The sequence below is a fragment of the Cohnella herbarum genome (genome assembly GCF_012849095.1).
Classification (GTDB): domain Bacteria; phylum Bacillota; class Bacilli; order Paenibacillales; family Paenibacillaceae; genus Cohnella; species Cohnella herbarum.
Genome location: NZ_CP051680.1, coordinates 2819730 through 2841700, shown reverse-complemented (window position 1 = coordinate 2841700; position 21971 = coordinate 2819730). Strand labels below are relative to the sequence as shown.

Annotated in this window: 18 protein-coding genes; 12 read left to right on the top strand and 6 right to left on the bottom strand. The window is 50.9% G+C overall.

The window, feature by feature from the left end:
- Positions 1-21 precede the first annotated feature (21 nt).
- On the bottom strand, positions 22-828 hold the full coding sequence (locus HH215_RS12690) for a sugar phosphate isomerase/epimerase family protein (protein WP_169280239.1): 807 nt from the start codon (positions 826-828) through the stop codon (positions 22-24).
- Between the two features lies 1 nt (position 829).
- A complete protein-coding gene (yfbR, locus tag HH215_RS12685; protein ID WP_169280238.1) occupies positions 830-1432 on the bottom strand; it encodes a 5'-deoxynucleotidase in 603 nt (200 codons plus the stop codon).
- Positions 1433-1522: 90 nt separating this feature from the next.
- On the opposite strand from yfbR, the gene HH215_RS12680 reads away from it, so the two are divergent.
- The 3 genes from HH215_RS12680 (at position 1523) to HH215_RS12670 (ending at position 5912) form a co-directional block, all read left to right on the top strand.
- A complete protein-coding gene (locus HH215_RS12680) occupies positions 1523-3070 on the top strand; it encodes a fumarate hydratase (protein ID WP_169280237.1) in 1548 nt (515 codons plus the stop codon).
- A 191-nt stretch (positions 3071-3261) separates the two neighbouring features.
- A complete protein-coding gene (gene pnpS, locus HH215_RS12675; RefSeq protein WP_169280236.1) occupies positions 3262-5064 on the top strand; it encodes a two-component system histidine kinase PnpS in 1803 nt (600 codons plus the stop codon).
- 119 nt (positions 5065-5183) lie between these two features.
- Entirely contained in the window at positions 5184-5912 is a 729-nt protein-coding gene (locus tag HH215_RS12670; RefSeq protein ID WP_169280235.1) for a response regulator transcription factor, read from the top strand.
- 214 nt (positions 5913-6126) lie between these two features.
- Here HH215_RS12670 and HH215_RS12665 read toward each other — a convergent pair whose 3' ends face one another.
- Both HH215_RS12665 and HH215_RS12660 read right to left on the bottom strand, forming a co-directional pair.
- The gene (locus HH215_RS12665; protein WP_254450460.1) at positions 6127-6831 is read right to left on the bottom strand and encodes a helix-turn-helix domain-containing protein; all 705 of its coding nucleotides are present in this window, start codon (positions 6829-6831) and stop codon (positions 6127-6129) included.
- Positions 6832-7160: 329 nt separating this feature from the next.
- The gene (locus HH215_RS12660) at positions 7161-8030 is read right to left on the bottom strand and encodes an AraC family transcriptional regulator (protein WP_169280234.1); all 870 of its coding nucleotides are present in this window, start codon (positions 8028-8030) and stop codon (positions 7161-7163) included.
- 170 nt (positions 8031-8200) lie between these two features.
- Between HH215_RS12660 and HH215_RS12655 the strand changes: the two genes are divergently transcribed.
- On the top strand, positions 8201-9253 hold the full coding sequence (locus HH215_RS12655) for a Gfo/Idh/MocA family protein (RefSeq protein ID WP_169284367.1): 1053 nt from the start codon (positions 8201-8203) through the stop codon (positions 9251-9253).
- A gap of 73 nt (positions 9254-9326) precedes the next feature.
- Here the strand turns inward: HH215_RS12655 and HH215_RS12650 are convergent, their stop codons facing one another.
- Positions 9327-9494 carry a hypothetical protein gene (locus HH215_RS12650; protein WP_169280233.1) on the bottom strand — a complete coding sequence of 56 codons (168 nt, stop codon included), beginning with the start codon at positions 9492-9494 and terminating at the stop codon, positions 9327-9329.
- Between the two features lie 53 nt (positions 9495-9547).
- Positions 9548-10411 (bottom strand): helix-turn-helix domain-containing protein, encoded by an 864-nt coding sequence (locus HH215_RS12645; protein WP_169280232.1) that lies wholly within the window; start codon positions 10409-10411, stop codon positions 9548-9550.
- A 186-nt stretch (positions 10412-10597) separates the two neighbouring features.
- On the opposite strand from HH215_RS12645, the gene HH215_RS12640 reads away from it, so the two are divergent.
- The 8 genes from HH215_RS12640 (at position 10598) to HH215_RS12605 (ending at position 21810) form a co-directional block, all read left to right on the top strand.
- Positions 10598-12082, top strand: coding sequence for a sugar ABC transporter ATP-binding protein (locus tag HH215_RS12640; RefSeq protein WP_169280231.1), 1485 nt, complete (start codon positions 10598-10600; stop codon positions 12080-12082).
- 17 nt (positions 12083-12099) lie between these two features.
- Positions 12100-13059: an ABC transporter permease gene (locus tag HH215_RS12635; RefSeq protein ID WP_169280230.1), complete on the top strand. Its 960-nt coding sequence runs from the start codon at positions 12100-12102 to the stop codon at positions 13057-13059.
- A 187-nt stretch (positions 13060-13246) separates the two neighbouring features.
- A complete protein-coding gene (locus tag HH215_RS12630; RefSeq protein WP_169280229.1) occupies positions 13247-14725 on the top strand; it encodes a sugar ABC transporter ATP-binding protein in 1479 nt (492 codons plus the stop codon).
- Positions 14726-14747: 22 nt separating this feature from the next.
- A complete protein-coding gene (locus HH215_RS12625) occupies positions 14748-15725 on the top strand; it encodes an ABC transporter permease (RefSeq protein ID WP_169280228.1) in 978 nt (325 codons plus the stop codon).
- Between the two features lie 63 nt (positions 15726-15788).
- Positions 15789-16853 (top strand): substrate-binding domain-containing protein, encoded by a 1065-nt coding sequence (locus tag HH215_RS12620; RefSeq protein WP_169280227.1) that lies wholly within the window; start codon positions 15789-15791, stop codon positions 16851-16853.
- A gap of 252 nt (positions 16854-17105) precedes the next feature.
- Positions 17106-18068, top strand: coding sequence for a sugar phosphate isomerase/epimerase family protein (locus HH215_RS12615; RefSeq protein ID WP_169280226.1), 963 nt, complete (start codon positions 17106-17108; stop codon positions 18066-18068).
- 23 nt (positions 18069-18091) lie between these two features.
- Complete coding sequence (locus tag HH215_RS12610) at positions 18092-19228, top strand: Gfo/Idh/MocA family protein (RefSeq protein WP_169284366.1); 1137 nt, start codon at positions 18092-18094, stop codon at positions 19226-19228.
- A gap of 1415 nt (positions 19229-20643) precedes the next feature.
- Complete coding sequence (locus tag HH215_RS12605; protein ID WP_169280225.1) at positions 20644-21810, top strand: methyl-accepting chemotaxis protein; 1167 nt, start codon at positions 20644-20646, stop codon at positions 21808-21810.
- Positions 21811-21971 lie beyond the last annotated feature (161 nt).

Genomic DNA, 21971 nt, shown 5'->3' with positions numbered 1-21971 from the left:
GCCCTTGTCTTTGTGAGAAGATCAAGCCAACCAGCCGTCCCACTGACTTTCGAGATGGTTTTTCATCCATAAGCACACTTCCCACAGGTCGGAAACCGGCTCTTGGGAGAACGGAGCCGTCTGGAGGTAGCCTGGAGGGCCGAACTCCGGAACGAGGATTAGGTACTCGGCTCCTTGGTCACGGCGATTACGCGCTATGTCTCGCCACCAAGCTGTATGAGCCGCTAATGCCGCGGCATGCTCGGGAGCGGCGGGGTGATTAACTTGCGGACCTTCTTGATGCCCGACTCGCGCATGGACGAAACGAGCTCGCTCCGTCGCTATTTTCATCCGGGAAACTTGGTCCTCCAGAAGCGATTCGCATACGCAGCACCAATGGCTGAAATCGGCGCAAATGTTAAGATCGGGCAAGTCCTTCAGCAGTCGTTCGGCCGACCATGGGGTGAACATCGCCCTTCCCCGATGAGTTTCATGAACGATGGGGATACCGGCGGATTTTTCGATGTCCAATGCGTATCGATAAAACTCGAGCTGCTGCTCGTAGGGCATATCGTCTTTGGCGCTATGCGCGTTAATGAGCATCGGAGAGAAGGTAAGCGCCCTATCGACCTGTTGTTTGAAAGAATCTTTGTGGTCGCCGCTCGTATATACGGTAAAGCAATATTCCAGACCGTATCGTTGTACCAGTTCGCGGAATAACGGCTCATCTGCCTGAGAGGGAACCGGCGACTCGAATCCGGCGTAACCTGCTTCGGAAACGAGTTTGAATTGTTGTTCGAGAGGTAAATGGTCCATTCCCCATAAGGATTTGTAAACTTTCAGTTTCATGTTAATTATCCCCTTCCTCGATTTCGGCGAGTTCGTCTATCGTTCTTTCAAAACCTGGCGCAAGATGGGTCAGAAACCATTCGACTTCGGGCATGTCCAGCTTCCTCAGCTTCTCCTCGCTTTGGCGCCGCGCGGTTGCGAATTCGCGATTCCCAGCGGACATCTCGCTAATGCATTTCAAGTAGGCATCGAGCAGGTCGGCAGCCTTCAAGAGCTTATCCAGCTCCGGGTTAACGGGTTTACGGTACAGCAAAGGACGATAGGTTTCTTGCAACTCCGAAGGTACCGTCGCTAGCAGTCTTTCGGCGGCCAGAGCCTCGATTTCGCGGAAATTCGATAAAATTCCGGGATTATGATGTTTGACGGGAGTCGGAATATCTCCAGTAAACACTTCTGTGGCATCATGGAATAGAGCATAGGTGACAGCCTCGTCGGGATTAATGTCTCGATGGAATATTTCCCGCGCAATACTTCCCAGAGCGTGGGCGATCAACGCGACGTGGTACGAGTGTTCCGCTACGTTCTCGGGGGTCGTGCTTCGCATGAGACTCCAGCGTTCGATATACTGCAATCGGTATAAATACGCCAAAAAATGATTTGCCATGAACTTGACTCCTTTTCTACCACCGCTTCTCTATATGATATTATATAATCAATAAGTAACGACGAACAGAGAGGGGATTTTGCACTCATTATGTCATCATCATTCGAACAAAGCATGTACAAACTTATCGTAGAAACTTCAACCAATCTTCCGGCGGACGTACGTCGCGCGATTACCGCAGCACGGGAAGCCGAAGATCGCGCGACGCGCGCCGGACTATCCTTGTCGACGATTGCCCAAAATATCGAAATGGCGGAATGTAACGTTTCTCCTATTTGCCAAGATACCGGTATGCCGACTTTCGTCGTGCACACCCCTGTCGGAGCCAACCAAATCATCATGAAACAAGGAATAAGAAACGCGATCGCCAGAGCGACGAAGGACGGTAAACTTCGCACGAATTCCGTTGATTCATTAACCGGATCGAACACGGGCGACAATCTGGGACCCGGCACGCCGGTCATCCATTTCGAGCAATGGGAGCGCGACGATGTAGACGTTCGTCTAATTCTTAAGGGCGGCGGATGCGAAAATAAAAACATTCAATACAGCCTACCCGCGGAAATCGAAGGTTTAGGCAAAGCCGGGCGCGATCTCGACGGTATCCGTAAATGCGTTCTTCACGCGGTATATCAAGCTCAAGGACAAGGCTGCAGCGCCGGATTTATCGGCGTAGGCATCGGCGGCGACCGAACGACGGGTTACGAGCTGGCTAAGCAGCAGCTGTTTAGGAAGATCGAGGACGTTAATCCGATTCCGGAGCTTCAACAGCTTGAAGAATACATTATGGATAAAGCGAATCAACTGGGTATCGGAACGATGGGCTTCGGAGGTAACGTAACTCTGTTAGGTTGCAAAGTCGGCGTGAATAACCGTCTGCCAGCGAGCTTCTTCGTCTCGGTCGCTTATAACTGCTGGGCATACCGCCGTCAAGGCGTCGTACTTGACGGAACGACGCACGAGATTAAAGAGTGGGTGTACGAGGGCGGCACCGGCGTGTCGATGACGGAGGAGGCAGGAGAGGCGTCCGGCGAGTCGGCCGAGGTCGCGGCCAAGCCGAAAGAAATCGTCCTTCAGATGCCTTTGACGGAGGAAGACGTTCGCTCGTTGAAGGTAGGAGACGTCGTTATTCTGAACGGCGAAATGCATACGGGCCGCGATGCTTTGCACAAGCATTTAATGGACCACGATGCTCCGATCGATCTGAACGGCGGAGTGATCTACCACTGCGGTCCGGTTATGTTAAAGGATGACGCAGGCTGGCACGTGAAAGCGGCAGGCCCTACGACAAGTATTCGGGAAGAACCGTACCAAGGCGATATTATGAAAAAGTTCGGTTTGCGCGCGGTAATCGGCAAAGGCGGCATGGGGCCGAAAACTTTGGCCGCGTTACAGGAACACGGCGGAGTTTATTTGAATGCCGTTGGCGGGGCAGCCCAATACTATGCGGAGTGCATCAAGAACGTTAACGGAGTCGACTTCTCGGAGTTCGGTATTCCGGAAGCGATGTGGCATCTGCAAGTAGAAGGCTTCGCAGCCATTGTGACGATGGATTCGCACGGCAATAGTCTGCATGCCGAAGTAGATAAGGATTCCAAAGCAAAGCTTGCCCAGTTTAAGGATCCGGTATTTGTATAAATAAAGTCGTGAAGTCGAATCCGTACGTGATTCAGAATTACAAGGTTCACGCCATGCAATTCTGAATCGCCTCCGACATAAACGGTTCTTCGCCATCCAAGGAAGGCGATAGCCGTTTATGCTTGCTTGCGTTGATCCGCGATCCGGTGAAGATGGATTGAACAGCTTTTATAAGGAGTCGTAGTCCTTTCATGTCAAAATTCCGTTTGAAATTGACCGCTCTGTTCGTCATTATGATCGGGGTTTCCGTACTGGCGGCCGGATTGTTGATGGGGAACTCTTATCAGAAAAACCATCAGGCGGCGCTGCGGGATCATATGATCCGCGAACTGCATGTATTAAACGCCGCGGCGCCTTGGCCCGAGCAGGGGAATGAAGCCGAACAAAGCTCTTATTTACAGCGGCAGGCACAGCGGTTTAAGGAAATCGCCGGAATGCGCGTGACCTATATCCGCACCGACGGAAAGGTTATGGGGGACTCGGATCATGAACCGGGAACGATGGATAACCATCTGACTCGCGAAGAGGTCCAGCAAGCTTTGAGCGACGGTACGGGAAGCAGCGTTCGCCGCAGCGCGACTTTGAAGCAGAATATGATCTATGTGGCGTTAAAGGTCAATTTGGATAAAGGCGATACCAATCAGGGCATCATTCGTCTAGCCATGAGTCTCGGCGACGTAGAGAACAGTCTCAACAACATGTGGTTGGCCTTGGTCTTCGGGCTGTTCCTCTTATTCGCCGTCGCGGCCGTCGTTAGTTATCGCGTCGCGCTTAGCGTTACCCGACCGCTAGAGCGGATGACTTCGGCCGCCAAGAGAATGGCGAATATGGATTACGCGATCCGCGTACCCGAGGGCGGAAGCGACGAGGTGGGCGAGCTAGCTCGTGCATTAAACGCGATGGCCGGCAGCTTGCAAGAGCAGCTCGACGAAATCCGTCAGAACGGAACTCGACTGCAAAGCGTATTGGACAATATGACGAGCGGCGTCGTTATGATCGCTCACGATGGACGAATCACTTTGTATAATCGCGAAGCGGAGTTATTGCTCGGCAGCTCGGTACGGGAGCGCGTCGGACGCAGTTACGCGGAAATCCGCCAGCACTTCGAGCTGGTAGGGCTCATTCGGGAGCTTCTCGAAAACCCGGTGTCCGTCCACGAAGAATTGACGGTGTATTATCCCGAGGAGAGATTGCTTGAAATCCATATCGTTCCGATGACGATGAGCATAGACGAAGAACCCGGATTGCTCATCGTCTTACAAGACGTCTCGGCGATTCGCAGGCTGGAACGGATGCGCAGCGAATTCGTCGCCAACGTCTCCCATGAGTTGAAAACGCCGGTAGCGGCGGTCAAAGGCTTCGCGGAGACACTGTTGTCCGGAGCGATGAACGACCCGGAAACGGCGAAGTCGTTCCTTACGATCATTCAAGACGAGAGCGATCGGCTTAATCGTCTCATCGGCGACATCCTGGAGCTGTCCAAGATCGAATCCCGTCGATCTCCTTTGCAATTCTCGCCCATCGATTTGCCGATGTTCCTTGGAAGGATGTCGGAGTTGTTAGCCGCCGAGGCCGCCAAGAAGGACATCGTTCTAGACGTGCAGACGGAAGAAGGCTTGTTCCTAGAAGCGGATGAGGATCGCTTGGGGCAAATCGTCATGAACCTGATGCAGAACGGCATCAACTACACGCCCGAAGGCGGTAAAGTCAAGGTGCGAGCGGAAATCATCCCGGCTTTGGAAGACGGAGAAGAGGAGATGGTCCGGATAACCGTATCGGATACCGGTATCGGCATTCCGAAGAAAGATATTCCGCGAATCTTCGAACGGTTCTATAGGGTGGATAAAGCTCGCTCTCGCAGTTCCGGGGGAACGGGATTGGGCTTATCCATCGTAAAACATTTAACCGAACTGCATCATGGGACGATAAGAGTGGAAAGCACGGTCGGAGTAGGTTCGCAGTTTATTTTAGAGCTACCGTTGCTGCAACCTTAAGCGTTAAATGTCTATTTTACGCTGCGTTAACATTTGGATGATGTTACGTTTACAGTGGTATGATAAAACTAACATGAAGAGCCAAATAGGCAGGAGTAGCTGCTGGACCGGAGGAACGCATGTCGGACAAAGTACTGATTATCGAAGATGAACCGACACTTGCACGTTTAGTGACATATAATCTCTCGCAAGAGGGATATGAGACAGAAGTCGTCGGGAACGGTGCGGAAGGACTTCATAAGGCGATCCATGACCAATATGCCATTATTTTTCTAGATTTGATGCTTCCGGGCATGAATGGATTCGAAGTGCTCCAGAAGCTGCGTCAGAACGGAGTTAAAACGCCGGTGATCATTCTTACCGCTAGGAACGCCGAAGAGGAAGTAGTGCAAGGTCTTAAACTCGGCGCGGATGATTATATTACGAAGCCGTTCGGGGTCGCCGAACTGTTGGCGCGAACATCCGCCGTCTTAAGGCGTTCGCGCAACGAAGAGAGCAAACCTTCGAAAGCTTCGAGCGGGGATAAAGTGATCGCCATCGGCGATTTGCAGATTTTCCCCGATAAATACGAAGTATTCTCCAACGGACAATGGATTACATTACGTCCGAAGGAGTTCGAGGTTTTGCTGTACTTGGCGGAGAGACCGGGTATCGTCATTACCCGCGACGATCTCATGAACGTCGTATGGGGCTTCGACTACATCGGCGGCCAACGCACGGTCGACGTTCACGTGAGCTCGCTTCGCAAGAAACTCGAGCTTAACCAACAAACCGTACAAATCGACTCCATCCGTGGCGTCGGCTACAAACTATTCATCAACCGCAAAACAACCTCGATTAGCCGTTAAGAGAGGGTTGTAACTCGTCCGGTATTTTCTGGACGAGTTATTTTGTTTGATGGGAGGCATAGCCCCGCGGATCCCAGCCCATTGTCGCAAAATGCGACAATGAGAAGGCTCAGCCCCGCGGATTCCCGCCTATTGTCGCAAAACACGACAATGGGGAGGCATAGACCAACGAATCCCCGCCCATTGTCGCAAAGCGCGACAATGGGCGGAGCGGCTAAGAAATTATTTTAGTGAGTAATGCTTTATTAAGTCTGTAACTGCACACCCGTTTAACGTCTGTCCTCGAAGGAATCAAGATTTCTCTTTGAACTAAAGTTTTGATATGTCTGCTTATGGTGGTACGATGCAAGTTTAGTTGTTTGGTGATGTATTTCGGTGTAATTGGGGTAGACAGGGAGGTAGCCATTCTAACGATGGCTAGTTCAACAGGAGACAATTTCAGTTCATTAGGAGAGATTGAAGCCCCCAGCTTCCCAAGCATCTGCTGTATGATTTGTTGGCAAATGCGAGGTCGTTCGATGAGATCGTCATAAGAAAACCTGAGGACATACCAACCGTCAATGATGAGGTGGTTTTGGCGCATGAGATGGTCCGCGAACTGGGATCTGCTGATATCTCTCCAATGAGTACCGAATCCATCGATTTCAATGCAAATTCTAAACCCCTCAGTAATATAAGCGAAATCGAGATAGCGTTTGCCATCCTTGAAATCTTTTACTTCGAACTCGGCTTCCAAGTGCGTAAAGTGTCCGAATGCTGGCCACCAAACTTGTTTTATGAATGTTCGCTCCGCATGGTTCGAAGTGCTTGACAATTTTCTTTTGCGTTCCCCGGTGCTGCTCGAACGTAGCTTGTTCATCCACGTCTCATAAACTTTCGCTAATTCCTCCGGCATCAAGACTTCATTGGCCACAACCATCGTCTCATCTCACCTTTTAATTGGAATAAAAAACAAAAACCGCCCAACCCGGAGAAGTTCCAGGAATGAGCGGCGTGTGCTTCACGACCGTGGGGATATGGATTAATGATTTAATAATCCTAAAATATAACAAAAATTGTAATTGTGCAAGAGAAAAATGAAAGGTAACGAAAAGTTAGTTGAAAGCGTGCGGTTAAAGGAAAAATCTTCCAAGGCATAAGGTGTGACTGTTGGAGGCCCTATCGAAGGCAATTAGCACCAAGCAATCGCCAAAAATGTTGGTTACTCATATGCCCGCCCACGCCACCAGTCCGTGCGCCTCAGCCCGTCTACCCCCGCCCCCAAGCCAGCATCTTGCGCTGGAACTCTTTCGGGGAGCAGCCGTTGAAGCGCTTGAACATTTTGTAGAAGTGGGCCATGTTGGCCATGCCGATCTGATCGCCGACTTCGCCTACGCTCAGGTCTCGGGTTAAGAGGAGCTGCTCGGCTCGTTTGATTTTGCGGAAATTGACATATTCGGTGAAGGAGAAGCCCATGATTTTCTTAAAAAACTTCACGAAATAGTAGTAGCTCATATTAGCAAGACGGCATGCGTCTTCGACGGAAATCCGTTCTTCTAGTCGGGATTCGACGAAGTCCAACACAGGCTTCAAGCGAATGCGTTCCACTCGGTCCTGATCGGCGAGCAACCCTCGGCTGTCATTGCGGATAAGGATCAGAAGCAGCTTTTTAATCAACATGTTGACCGCAAGCTCGTAACCGCTTTCCTTAAATAAAGCCTCCTGGTGAATTTGACGGATGCATTCGGCGGCGGCAACGCGCGCTTCGGGATTCTCCCGGAATATATAATTCATGGCGCTGAGAGGTACCTTGGTTTCGTTAAAATATTGCAAATAGGGAATCGTGCTTTGGTCGAAATAATTGCTAAGGTCGAATTGAAGCACGATGTAGTCGAGCCTTCCGCCGGGATTACGATCTCGATGGAGCTCAGAATTCCCAAGGATGACAACATCCCCTTGTTGTAAAGCATAGGTCTCGTCGCTGAGATCGACGTTAAGGCATCCGGCTTGCACGAGCATCAGCTCGCATTCGGGGTGATAGTGCCAAGCTATGGTTCCGACATCATTCCGCGTCGTTTGCCATATTTTCAAGGAAAGCAGCGGATTCTCGTATTCGATCTTTTCTCTGACGGCTTGCACGGGATCATCCCCTCGAACTTGTCGAATTTCAATCGATTATATGACAAAATCACATAATATGACCGCACCTGAGCGGATGGGATTTCTACTCGTTTGTGTTACACTAATTGTAGAATGAATACTGCAAACTAGCAAGGAGGACAAGCATTTTGACAAAAGTTAACGTAGGGATGATCGGATGCGGCGGGATTGCCATGGGGAAACATTTACCATCGCTTGCCAAAATCCCGGAAGCGCAAGTGGTAGCCTTCTTTGACGTGGCACTGGACAGAGCGCATGATGCGAAAAATAAATTCGGTACCCATGATGCCAGAGTGTATCATGACGTGTATGAATTGCTTCGCGATCATGATGTACATGTCGTTCACGTGTGCACGCCTAACGATACGCATGCCGAGATTTCGATCGCGGCGCTTGAAGCCGGCAAACACGTATTATGCGAGAAGCCGATGGCGAAGACGGCACACGATGCCCGGCGCATGTTGGAAACTTCCGAGAGAACGGGCAAGAAGTTGAGCATCGCTTATCAGAACCGTTTTCGCGCGGACAGCCGTTGGCTGTATCAAGCTTGTCGGGCAGGCGACCTTGGCGAGATCTACGTTGCCAAGGCTCATGCGGTTCGCCGCCGGGCGGTTCCGACGTGGGGAGTATTCTTGGATTTAGAGAAACAAGGCGGAGGTCCGCTGATCGATATCGGAACGCACGCGCTGGATCTCGCACTGTGGATGATGGACAACTATGAACCGAGAACTGTGTTAGGATCATCGTATCGCAAGCTTGCCGAGCAAGGAAGCCAAGCGAATTTATGGGGGAACTGGGATCCGTCCAAGTTCACGGTTGAGGATTCCGCCTTCGCGATGATCACGATGAAAAGCGGAGCAACGGTGTGGCTGGAGTCCAGTTGGGCGTTGAACACGCTCGACGTGGATGAAGCCAAAGTAACGTTGAGCGGCACGAAAGCGGGTGCCGATATGAGGAAGGGCTTGCGCGTCAACGGCGAAGAGCATGGCCGACTGTACACGCAAGAAATCCAGATGTCCGGAGACTTCGGTGGAAATCCTCTGCCGGACGATGCCGCCGAACAGGAAGCGCGCGCATGGATCGATGCGATCCTGCACGATCGCGAGCCTGTCGTTACGGCCAAGCAAGCGTTAGTCGTACAAGAAATTCTAGAAGCCGTGTACGAATCGGCGAATAAAGGGCAAGCGATCAGCTTCGTCTAACCGCTTGGCCCATAATCGCAAGAAAACAGTGCCTAGAAGCGGCTCAAAGCCTGCTTCTTAGGCACTGTTTGCGTTATGTACGGTAACGGCTCGCTTCCTCGTGCAGGTCACGCGCAAGCTCCGTCAGATGAGCCGCAGAATGCGCAACCTGCGCGACGCTTGCCTGTTGGGTCAATGTGTTCGCGCTTAACGCCCGCGAGTGCGAATTCGCCGAGTTCGCCAGATGATTGATCTCGTGCACCGTAGCGGTTAGTTGCTCGTTGCCCGCGGATAACTGCTCCGCAGAGGCCGATTTCAGTTGCGTTTGCGATACTTGCCCGGCGAATTGCCCGTCATCTTGCTGAACAATAAGTTAAAGTAGTTGGCGTTCGGATATCCGACTTGAAGGGCGATGTCGCGTACCGATTGATCCGTGTCGACAAGAAGTCGTTTGGCTTCATCGATCCGGCATTTGATTAGATATTGAATCGGAGACATTCCGACATCATCCTTGAAGACGTGGGCTAGGTGATAAGGGCTTACGTAAACAAGCTGGGCAAGATCGCTTAAGCTCAGCTCCAAATGATAGTTTCGTTCAATGTAAACCCTTACATTTTGAGAAAGACTACCGGAGTTATCGGAATTCGAAGCGCGAATCGGCTCCGGCTCTTGCTGCTGCTTGGAGAGTGGCGGGATCGGATCGTGATCTTCGATAGACTCCATCTCTCTGAGAAAATGAATCAACAGCGTTTGGAGCAAGGAAGAAATCACTTCGTCGCTTCCTAATTGAGGATTGCGCGCTTCATGAAGAATATCTTCCAGAATGCGATTGATCCGCACGTTATTCGGTTCGACCGGAACGACGAACGGAACTTCCCGAGGCGATAACAAGCCTTGGGATAGTCCTTGAACTTGAAGCCCGGTCACGTAATAAACAACGGCTCGTATAGGATATCCGGCAGGAGGCCGGAGCGTCACCTCGTTGTTCGGGGGGACGAACAGGCACGCGCCTTCCGCAATCGGTATCCGGCAATGGATGGAACATGCGTCTCCGGTTCCGGACCGAAGCCACAATATGCACGAACGGTCTCCCGCAATCAAGGGAAGCGGATCGATTCCAGTCCAGTCGCACCAGCTTGCCAATCGGGGTGTTTCCAGTAGTATCGAGGGCTTGTTCATCGCAAAAAACTGCTTCCCCCCTTTGAATCGAATTATGTATGATAAGGTAATAAAATACAATACGGATCACGAGACATCGCAAGAATGTGAATAAATCGAATCGAATATCGCAAGATCATTCATTTTCCCATCCTACCTCGATCTTCTAAACTAGGATACAGGGACTTCCCGAAGGAGTGTGACTCCGTGCTATTGCAAATGAAAGGAATATCGAAGTCGTTCTATGGAGTTCAGGTGCTGGATAATATCGATTTCGAGCTGCTTCCGGGGGAAGTACACGCATTAGTAGGAGAGAACGGCGCCGGTAAATCGACTTTAGCGAAGCTAATGTCCGGCGTGCACCGTCCGGATGACGGCTACATGATCGTTAACGGCAAACCGGTTCCGATATTCTCGACGATCGAGGCTCAACGAATGGGGATATCGATGATCTATCAGGAATCCTGTCTCGTACCGGAAATGAGTATCGCGGAGAACGTGTTCCTCGGTTCCGAACCGAGATGGCTCGGCCTGTTCTCGAACATGATCAAAATGAAGCGAGAAACGAAAAGCATCCTAAGATCGTTAGGCATGCCGCTGCATCCGAATACGAAGATCAAGAATCTCTCGATAAGCGAGCATCACGTCGTCGCCATCGCCAAAGCGTTATCGTTAAAGGCCAATATTTTCGTCATGGACGAACCAACGGCTTCCTTATCCGATTCCGAACGGATCAGGCTGTTCGATATGATTCGGCGGTTCAAGACGGAAGGCGTCGGGATCGTATACATCACCCACAGGCTGAACGAAATTTTCGAGATTTGCGACAGGGTGACGGTGCTGAGGGACGGCAAGAAAGTGTTAACCAGCGACGTGAGCGAGCTTTCCGAGAAAGATTTGGTCAAGACGATGGTTGGACGAGAGCTTGCGCAGATTTTCCCGCCTCTATCCAACCCAACGGGAAACGAATTGCTCCGGGTGGAAAATCTTACGCGCAAGCCATGGTTCGAGAAGATCGCTTTTAAGCTGGACGAGGGGGAGATTCTAGGAATTACCGGGCTAGTCGGCTCGGGGACGGAAGGGCTCGCCAAGACGATCTTCGGTGAAGTGAAGCCGGAAACGGGAAAGGTATTTTGGCATAAGCAACGGATTCAGTTGAAAACGCCTCAGCAAGCGATTAATTCGGGTTTCGGTTACGTGAATAGGGATCGGATCGAGTCGGGGTTGTTCATGGACATGAACGTTTTCCATAATCTCACGATCGCGAGTTTGAAAAAAATACATCGTTACCATCTCGTACAGAATCAGCATGAGCACGATAAGGCGTTGGATGCGATCATTCAACTGGATATCAAAACCCGCGATCCGGAGCAAGAAATTAAATTTCTGAGCGGCGGCAACCAACAGAAGGTCATGCTGGGAAAATGGTTGGTGGCGGAAAGCGACTTGTACATATTGGACGAGCCGACGAGGGGGATCGACGTCGCTTCGAAAAGCGAGCTATACGTACTGCTGCACGAGCTCGTTAGCGAAGGCAAAGGCATGATCGTCATTTCTTCCGACATGTCGGAGTTGATCGGGTTATGTAATCGAATATTGGTTATGCATGAAGGAAAACTCGTCGACGAAATGGCGAATGAGGATGCGACGCAGGAACGGATATTGCAATCGGCTTCCGGAATTAGAGGATAGTCGGTCGGGAGGAACCTATGCAGCCAACGCTGGTGACGACGGAAAGATTCCAAAGATGGATATCGCGCAATAAAATATTCATGACTCTCATCGCCCTTGTGTTCTTCGCAGCGCTGACCAGCGATTATTTCTGGACATGGAACAATATCATGAACGTTTTCCGTCAAGCTTCCGTCATCGGGATGATCGCGCTCGGGGTTCATTTCGTCGTCTTGATCGGGATGCTGGATTTATCGGTAGGTTCGATTCTTGTTTTCTCCGGGGCGATCATTCTTTGGGGTCAGAATTTGTTTAACTTCGATATTCCGGGTTCCTTCATGCTTGGCGCCGTATCGGGCTTGCTGTTAGGAGGCGTTAACGGCCTGATCGTCACTTACGGGAGAGTGCCCTCCTTTATTACGACTCTTGGAACGATGTTTATCTATCGTTACTTCATGATGTGGGTCGCGGATGCCGGAGCCGTATCCGGAAGCCGGGTTAGCCATACCTTTCTCGGTCATGGCTACTGGTTGGGCATTCCCGTCGTCGTCTTTCCGCTCCTCATTGCCGCGGTATCCGCGCATCTTCTAACCTCGCGTACTTTGTTCGGGCGCTACATATACGCGGTCGGCCAGAATCCCCGAGCCGCGTACAGCTCCGGAGCGAACATCCGCATGGTCACGATCGTGGCTTTCGCGCTGAGCGGCATGGCTGCCGGATTGGGCGCCGTGTTGGAAACGGCCAGGCTGAATTCGATTTCCACCGCGAATTCCGGCGTCTATTACGAGCTGGATGCGATAGCGGCGGTCGTGCTGGGAGGGGCATCGTTGCGAGGAGGGAAGGGCACGATTCTCGGAACCGTATCGGGCGTATTGATGTTCTCGATTCTCAACAACTATATGAACTTGCAGAACGTATCCACCTATTTGCAAGGCGTGCTCAAGGGCTTGTTGATCTTCATCGTGCTCTATCGCCAGAATCGACTTCGGGAAGAATGAGCCCGGAGTTTTTTTGTGCCGCCGTCCGAGGAGGCGAAGCCGGTTTACTTGTGCGCAATATACATGATTACTCGCTCTAGTAGCCGCAAGAATGTGTAGCTCAGAAGCGCAATTTAGTTAATTGTGGAAAAATCCTTTTTTTTCTAGGATGAGAGTAGTAAAGCCGAATGAAAGCAGGGTGCCGCAAATGATTCTGGAAATGAAGGGAATCTCCAAAACCTTTTACGGAGTGAAAGCGCTTCAGGATGTTTCCTTCGGGCTTCGTAAAGCTGAGGTTCACGCGTTAGTCGGAGAGAACGGGGCAGGGAAGTCTACGCTCATGAAAGTATTGGCAGGCATCCATATGCCCGATGAAGGAGAAATCGCGATTAAGGATAAACACGTCGAGATCGGTTCGCCGCAACAATCGCAGAAGCTGGGGATCGCGATTATCCATCAAGAGTTGAATTTAATTCCCGATATGTCGGTGGCCGAAAATATTTTCCTTGGTCGCGAGCAGAAAATGGCGGGAGTGTTCTCGAATTTCAAAGCGATGGCCGAGCAAACGAGGCGGTTGCTGGATCAGTTCGGGCTTCGTCTGAATCCTGGCGCGAAAATATCGAGCTTGAGCATCGGAGAAAGACAAATCGTCGAAATCGCGAAAGCGCTGTCCATGAACAGCGAAATCTTGATCATGGACGAACCGACGGCCGTGTTGGAAGAAAGGGAAGCCAATCAACTATTCGAACTGATCAGGCGATTTAAGGAACGGGGAGTTTCCATTATATATATCTCCCATAGGCTCCATGAGTTGAAAGGCTTTTGCGATCGAATTACCGTTCTGCGGGACGGCAAACATGTAACGACGCGTGAATTGGAAGGACTGTCGGAGCGTGAGATCGCCAATCTGATGGTCGGCCGCGAGCTGAAGGAAATGTATCCGGCGCGTCCCGAACGATTCGGGGAGGAGTTGCTTAAAGTCGAAGGGCTGACGTTAGCGCCATACTTCGAGGATATTCATTTTCGCGTGAGAAGCGGGGAGATCGTCGGCTTCGCCGGCTTGATCGGGGCAGGAAGAACGGAGCTCATGCGGACGTTGTTCGGAGATTGGAAAGCCCAGAGCGGAACCGTGATTTGGCGAGGCAAGCCGGTGCGGGTGCGTCATCCGCTCGATGCGGTCAAGCTGGGATTCGGGTTCGCCACGGAAGACCGCAAAGGTTCGGGGCTGTTGATGGAGATGAACGTTGCGCACAATATGACCTTGTCTAATCCGAACAAAGTCAGTCGCTGGAACCTGATCCGCAGGAAAAGCGAGTCGATAATCGTAAACGAGAAAATCCGCGAGCTGAACATAAAAGCGAAGTCCTTGAACGGTCCCATCAAGCATCTTAGCGGCGGCAACCAGCAGAAGGTCGTTATCGCGAAATGGCTCGTATCGGATACGGAGCTGTTCATTATGGACGAACCGACAAGGGGGATCGACGTCGGCGCGCGGAGCGAAATCTATAATCTGATCGTCCGATTCGCGGCCGAGGGCAAAGGAGTTATCGTCATCTCGTCGGAATTACCCGAATTGCTCGGCTTGTGCAACCGGATTTACGTGATGCACCACGGCAAGATTAGAGGCGAGATGAACGAGAACGAAGCGAACGAACAGAGCATTATGACTATGGCAACCGGCCTTTAATTCCAAAGGGGGAACTACCCGAATGTCCCAAACGGCAACGGATTTCGAAACGAAAAGCCCATCCGCGGGAGTGCGATGGGGAAAGTATTTGTGGGATCAATACAGCGTTATATTCGCGTTTCTCGTATTAGTCGCGTTAGCGGCTTTGCTTAACGAGCATTTCCTGGATATCGGCAATATTACGAACGTGCTTCGTCAAGTCTCCATCGTCGGCATCCTCTCTCTCGGCATGACCTTCGTTATCATCTTGGGAGGCATCGATTTGTCGGTCGGTTCCGTGCTCGCCTTCTCGGGTACCGTGATCATGGCCGCGCAAGTGACGTATGAGTTGCCGATCTGGATCTCTATTATATTAGGACTGATTGCCGGGGCTTTACTCGGAATCATTAACGGATTTGTCATCACCTACGGTAAAATAACCGCGTTTATCGCGACGCTGGCCATGATGACGATCGCTCGTTCTTTGGCGCTCTATTATGCGGATGCCGGAGCGATCTCGGGCTTCGATTCTACTTATAGCAAGATCGGTAACGAGTATCTCGCAGGCATTCCGATTCCCGTCATCCTTTTCGGCGTTATCTTTATCCTTAGCTACATCGTGCTTGAGAAAACGGTGTTCGGCCGTCATATTTACGCGGTTGGGGGCAATACCCAGGCAGCGAGACTTTCCGCCATTTCCGTATTTCGGGTGACTATTCTGTCTTACATTATTTGCGGGTTCACTGCCGCGATCGGCGCCGTCATCGAAACGTCGCGACTGAATTCCATCAGTACGTCCAGCTCCGGCCACATGTACGAGTTGGACGCGATCGCCGCTGTAATCATAGGTGGGACTAGCCTTTCCGGAGGGCGCGGTCGCATCGTAGGCACATTGTTCGGGGTATTAATCCTCGGCGTTCTCAGCAATATTATGAACCTTCTGAACATTTCACCTTACTTGCAGGGGGTGGTCAAAGGTTTAATCATTATCGCTGCGGTTCTATTGCAGAAACGTGATTAACCGTTCGTCGGATATGCTCGAGGCAGTTATTTCAAATCAATCATTTGGAGGGGTCATCCCGATATGAGAAGGAAATCGCTTTTATCGTTCATCGTAATTCTGGCATTCGCAGTTGTACTTTCCGCATGCAACAGCGGGAATAACGAGAGCTCGGAAAGCCCGCAGGCAAGTAACTCGGCAAGTCCGGAAGCAACCGCTTCGGGAGATGAAGCTAATGCGGTCGGCGGTAACTACACGATCGGAATCTCGCTTCCCGCTGCCGATCACGGATGGATGGGCGCGCTAATCGGCAATGCCAAGGCGGAGGCCGAGAAGCATAAGAACATTGAATCGATCGTCTATACCGCTAAAGATCCGGCAAAACAGACATCGGACATCGAAGACCTGATCACGAAGAAAGTCGATGCCATCGTTATGCTGCCGATCGAATCGGCCGCGCTTACGCCGGCGGCCGAGAAAGTGGCTAAGGCAGGCATTCCGCTTATCGTTATCGACCGCGCGGTTAATACCGAGAGCTACCGTTTATATGTCGGCGGCGACAATTATGGAATCGGATACGGCGATGCGAAGTATCTTGTCGATGCCCTTGTTAAACGTAATGGGAAAGCGGCAGGCAAAGTCGTCGAGATCAGCGGCGTGCCTTCGTCGGTAACCGATTTACGCTCTAAAGGTTTCCGCGATTACATTAAAGATTATCCGGAAATCGAGATCATCGCTTCCCAACCGGGCGACTTTACTCGGGAGAAAGCGCTGAAAGCGACGGAAAACATTTTGCAAGCGAACAAACTGATCGATGCCGTCTATTCCCAGGACGACGATATGACCGTCGGAATCGTGCAAGCGATCAAAGACGCCAAGAGACAAGATGAAATGTTCATCGTCAGCTCCGGCGGCATGCAGGAAATCTATAAGATGATGAAAGAAAAAGCGAAACCGGAAATCGTCGTTTCCTTGACGTATTCCCCGACCATGAGCGGTACCGCCGTTAAGATGGCTACATTGATCCTGGAAGGAAAAGGCATCGAAGGTTTCTGGGAGAAAAGCGTACCTCACCACATCGTACTTGAGGCTACTCCCGTTACGCCGGACAACGTGGACGCTTACTTGAATCCCGACTCCAAATATTGATACTAAAATGACTAAATCGGGAAATGAATTCATGGACAAAGTAATGTAATCTAGATTTAACCCTATTAGGGATAGGAGGAGGCGAGTCGCCCTTACCGGCGGCTCGTTTTCGTTACTTTTCCTAAGTAACATGAAATAGGGGGTGGCATTAAGCATGCGTTTTCATGTAAACTAGAGTTGTCTTTCGTGAACGCGTGTACATTTCCAGCAACATCATAATGATCCGATTAAGAAAGGTTTGGTGGTTAACAAGTGAAAGCAGGCGTATTTATCGTATTGTTCAGCCAGCAATCGTTCGAGCAAGCGCTTGATACCGTTAAAGCGGCAGGTTTGCAAGCAGTTGAAATCGGAACCGGTGCATATCCGGGAACCGCGCACGTGAACGCGCAGGAAATCGTGAACGACGAGGCCGCTATTCGCCGTATTCGGGATGCCGTAGATTCACGCGGCTTAACGATCAGCGCATTGAGCTGTCACGGAAATCCTCTTCATCCGGATGCGGCCGTCGCCAAATCCCATCATGACGATTTCGTCGCTACCGTCCAACTGGCGGAGAAGCTTGGCGTGGATACCGTCATTACGTTCTCCGGTTGCCCCGGCGAATCCGAGAACTCTAAGTACCCGTCCTGGGTTACTTGCCCTTGGCCGCCTGATTTCTTGACCGTACTCGAATGGCAATGGAACGAAATCGCGATTCCTTATTGGAAGGAACAATCCGCGTTCTTGCGCAAACATAACGTGAGAGTAGCGATCGAAGCCCATCCGGGTTTCCTCGTATACAACACGGAGACGGCTCTTCGCCTTCGCGAGGAAGCGGGAGACAATATCGGCGTTAACTTCGATCCTTCCCACTTGTTCTGGCAAGGCATGGATCCGATCGAGTGCATCAAAGCGCTCGGGAAGTCCATCTATCACGTGCATGCGAAGGATACGAAGATCGACAAACGCAATACGGCGCTGAACGGCGTTCTCGATACGAAACATTACGGCGACATTCTGAACCGCTCTTTCGTGTTCCGGACGGTAGGATACGGCCATGACGACGAGTTTTGGAAAGATCTCGTGAGCACGCTTCGTCTTGTAGGCTATGAAGGAACGATCAGCATCGAACACGAAGACGGCGTAATGAGCGTTAACGAAGGCTTCACGAAAGCTGCGAATTTCCTTAACTCCCTCATCTTGAAGGAGAGCGCGGGTGAGATGTGGTGGGCGTAAGCAAAAATAAAATCAACGTAGGCATGGTTGGATACAAGTTTATGGGCAAGGCGCACAGCCATGCGTACAAAGACGTCGGAATGTTCTTCGAACCGGCGGCGGATGTCGTCATGAAGGCGATCTGCGGGCGCGACGAGAACGGCGTTAAGGAAGCGGCCGATAAATTCGGCTGGGAATCCTACGAGACGGACTGGCGGAAAATGATCGAGCGCGACGATATCGATTTCGTCGATATCAACGCGCCGAGCGACGCTCACAAGGAAATCGCGCTTGCAGCCATTGCGGCAGGCAAGCACGTATTTTGCGAGAAGCCGCTTGCCCTGACCTTGGCGGATGGACGCGAGATGCTGGAAGCAGCGGAGAAAGCGGGGGTTAAGCATGGCATTTGCTTCAACTATCGTTTCTTGCCTGCCGTTCAGCTTGCTAAGCAAATTATCGACGAAGGACGCTTAGGCGAAATTCATCATTATCGCGCGACTTATCTTCAGGATTGGCTCGTTGATCCGAACACGCCGCTCGCTTGGCGGCTCAAGAAAGAAGTTGCGGGATCCGGCGCTCACGGCGATATCAACGCGCATAGCATCGATCTTGCCCGGTTCTTGATCGGAGAGTTCGATCGCGTAGTCGGTCATAATCGGACATTCGTTAAAGAGCGTCCGCTGCTTACCGGTTCGTCCGGGTTGTCCGGTACGGGTTCGACGACTGAGAAAGGTGAAGTAACCGTCGACGACGCGACGGGCTTTCTGGCCGACTTCAAAAACGGAGCGATGGGGATGTTCATCGCTTCGCGGTTTGCGGCCGGCCGCAAAAACCACAACACGTTCGAGATTCACGGCAGCAAGGGCTCCATCCGCTGGGATCTTGAGAAGCTTAACGAGCTAGAAGTTTATTTCCGCGAGGACGAGCCTAATCTTGCCGGATTTCGTCGGATTATGGCCACGGAGCCGTCGCACAAGTACGCGGGCAACTGGTGGCCGACCGGACATATTATCGGTTACGAGCATGCATTCGTTCATATCGTATACGAATTCTTACAACATATGGCGATCGATTCGCCGTTCACGCCAACGTTCCTCGACGGCGTGAAATGCCAAGAAGTGCTGGAAGCGGTAGATCTGTCGATCGAGCGCGGCGCTTGGGTGAACGTTGACGAAGTTTAAAAAGTATTGAGGCACGATGCTAGGTGAGAATTTGAGTCGGGTCGAGTGGAGTCGGAGAATCTATGATTCTCCGGCTTTTTTTGAAGATTCAGAAAGTATATAATTGCTCTGCTTGTCTGAATCGTCTACGACATAAACGTTCCCCCGCCATCCCCAAGGACGGCGGAAGCTGTTTATGCTTGTTTCTATTTATGTTTTTGAAGGGGATAAATGGATATATATATAGTTATTTTTCCTGCTAATAGCTGCTTGTGAACAAATAAATGGATTTCTACATTTATTCACGGCCATCGATCGTTTGGGCTCGATTAGGGAAGTGAAACAACTGTATTAATCCATCTATTTTAGATTTTTAGGCATTTAGTGAGGAAAGCAACTGTACTTTTCCAGTTATTTTACGCGTTCTAGTTAAGAGATACGCCTGCCTGAAAGTAGATTTCCCGCCAGTCAAGGCCACCATGCCGAACATTTCTTTCAGCTAAAAATGTGACGTAAGTAGTAATAAATTTTCGATACTTTTCTGTTAGGTCTCCGATAAGAATTAATGTCTGATGGGATATTTGAAAAGGCGAATTCGCATGGTTTGATGGATTGCTTTCTCAAATCTAGGTGTAAGAAGTCTAGTAATCAGATCTACCTCTAGCACTATGGGAGGAAATAGCTCGACTGATCCGGGTTAATTCGGAGGAAGAGACACGCCATAGTACCAGAATTCACCATTATAGCTTCCACCAACCTTCGATCAGCCGCGATAGTACCAGAATTCACCACTATAGCCTCCAATAACCATCGATCAGCCGCGATAGTACCGGAATTCACCACTATAGTCTCCACTAACCATCGATCAGCCGCCATAGTGCCAGATTTCACCACTATAGCCTCCACCAACCTTCGATCAGCCGCGATAGTACAGGAATTCACCACTATAGTCTCCACTAACCATCGATCAGCCGCGATAGTACCAGAATTCACCACTATAGCCTCCACCAACCTTCGCTCAGCCGCCATAGTGCCAGATTTCACCACTATTGCCTCCACCAACCATCGATCCGACGTCATAGTATCAAAATTCACCACTATAGCTTCCACCAACCTTCGATCAGCCGCGATAGTACCGGAATTCACCACTATAGTCTCCACTAACCATCGATCAGCCGCGATAGTACCAGAATTCACCACTATAGCCTCCACCAACCTTCGATCAGCAGCCACAGTGTCAGATTTCAGCACTATTGCCTCCACCAACCATCGTTCCGACAACGCTAGACTATTTTCCGAGTTTACAGTCTACTTTCGTTCGACAAACTTTACATTCCGTTAACGAATTTCGAACAAATGGATGACATCGATTTGATACTTTCTATATAGGTAATATTTTCCGAGCCCTATAACCGAAATAGAACGAGGTGTTTCTCATGGTAAGTACATCGGTTCTAACGAAACCCGAGGCGGAACGGACGACAGCCCGCGTGTCGAGGGTAATAGATCAACCCGTAATCGAAATTTTCCAACCGATTGTCGTCAGAGATTGGATGAAAGGCTGCCCCGTCATTCCGCCGACCCAGATGAGCGATGACCTGGTTACTTTGTTCCGGAGGAAAAAACAGTTCGATTGCGTCGTGGTGTGCGATGACTTGCAGCGTCCGGTAGGTTTGATTATGAAAGATAGGTTTTTCCGGTTGTTGGGCTCCTTGTACGGAATGTCTCTATTCGGACATAAGGCAATATCCGAGCAGATGGATTCAGCCCCGCTAATCGCGGAAATTTCCATCGACCCGCAGGAACTAATCGACCGTGCCTTATCTCGCGGAGAGGAGACTTTCTACGATGCGGTCGTATTAACGGATAACGGAAAATTCGTCGGGGTATTGACGATGAACGATCTGTTGAACGTTTCACGGCTGTTGCAGAGGGAAGCGGTAAGCAGGCAAATTCGCACGATCAAAGATACCGAAACGATGATCACGAGCATTCACGAGTCCGTTGATAGCGTTTCGGAGGCAACGAACGATACGCAAGCTTGCAGCGAACGCATTACGGAAATTACCGATCAAGGGCGGGAAGAGCTCGATGAGACGTTGCAGCTGTTCAAGCTCTGGTCTGCGAATGCGGTCAAGCAGGAGAAGGCCGTCGATCAGCTTACGGAGAGGTCGGCGGCGGCAGACGGAATCATTCGGTTAATCGCGGACTTGGCCGATCAATGTAATCTGCTTGCGGTGAACGCCACGATCGAAGCGGCGCGGGCAGGCGAGCATGGCAAAGGCTTCGGCGTCGTCGCGAATGAAATCCGTTTGTTAGCCGATCAGACGAAACACTCCGCGGGACAGATCACCGGCCTGATCAAGTCGATGACGGAAGCCGCGCAAAGCGCCGCGAAGCTAGTCGGAGAAGGGAAGAAGGGAGCCGATAAAGGATTTTCCCAAGTCAAGAAAACCGAGGATATTTTCGCGCAACTGTGGAGCTCCTCCGAGCTTAATCAAGAAGCGGCGTCTAGACTCATGGAAGCATCGCGCGAAGCTCAACTCAGATCTAATGAGGTGCGGAAGGAGTTTCAGAAGCTAGTCCAACAATTAAACGCTTAAGCGGTAGTTCAAAAAGTCATCTTTTGATCACGAAGTGAAGCAAGGAGCGGATTCGACATCGAATCTTGAATTCAGCCGGGCCTTCCGGTGCTCACGTAGGTTTCGCCTACGCTCCGCTCCTCAGTCCCTAAGCTTCATCCAACCTTCTCGGTGCTGAAAAC

Excerpts from the sequence above, each read along its gene's own strand:
- HH215_RS12645 (WP_169280232.1), bottom strand. The coding sequence starts at position 10,411 with ATGAACAAGCCCTCGATACTACTGGAAACACCCCGATTGGCAAGCTGG.
- pnpS (WP_169280236.1), top strand. The coding sequence starts at position 3,262 with ATGTCAAAATTCCGTTTGAAATTGACCGCTCTGTTCGTCATTATGATC.
- HH215_RS12610 (WP_169284366.1), top strand. The coding sequence starts at position 18,092 with ATGGTTGGATACAAGTTTATGGGCAAGGCGCACAGCCATGCGTACAAA.
- HH215_RS12620 (WP_169280227.1), top strand. The coding sequence starts at position 15,789 with ATGAGAAGGAAATCGCTTTTATCGTTCATCGTAATTCTGGCATTCGCA.
- HH215_RS12655 (WP_169284367.1), top strand. The coding sequence starts at position 8,201 with ATGATCGGATGCGGCGGGATTGCCATGGGGAAACATTTACCATCGCTT.
- HH215_RS12630 (WP_169280229.1), top strand. The coding sequence starts at position 13,247 with ATGATTCTGGAAATGAAGGGAATCTCCAAAACCTTTTACGGAGTGAAA.
- yfbR (WP_169280238.1), bottom strand. The coding sequence starts at position 1,432 with ATGGCAAATCATTTTTTGGCGTATTTATACCGATTGCAGTATATCGAA.
- HH215_RS12690 (WP_169280239.1), bottom strand. The coding sequence starts at position 828 with ATGAAACTGAAAGTTTACAAATCCTTATGGGGAATGGACCATTTACCT.
- HH215_RS12635 (WP_169280230.1), top strand. The coding sequence starts at position 12,100 with ATGCAGCCAACGCTGGTGACGACGGAAAGATTCCAAAGATGGATATCG.
- HH215_RS12680 (WP_169280237.1), top strand. The coding sequence starts at position 1,523 with ATGTCATCATCATTCGAACAAAGCATGTACAAACTTATCGTAGAAACT.
- HH215_RS12625 (WP_169280228.1), top strand. The coding sequence starts at position 14,748 with ATGTCCCAAACGGCAACGGATTTCGAAACGAAAAGCCCATCCGCGGGA.
- HH215_RS12605 (WP_169280225.1), top strand. The coding sequence starts at position 20,644 with ATGGTAAGTACATCGGTTCTAACGAAACCCGAGGCGGAACGGACGACA.
- HH215_RS12665 (WP_254450460.1), bottom strand. The coding sequence starts at position 6,831 with ATGGTTGTGGCCAATGAAGTCTTGATGCCGGAGGAATTAGCGAAAGTT.
- HH215_RS12670 (WP_169280235.1), top strand. The coding sequence starts at position 5,184 with ATGTCGGACAAAGTACTGATTATCGAAGATGAACCGACACTTGCACGT.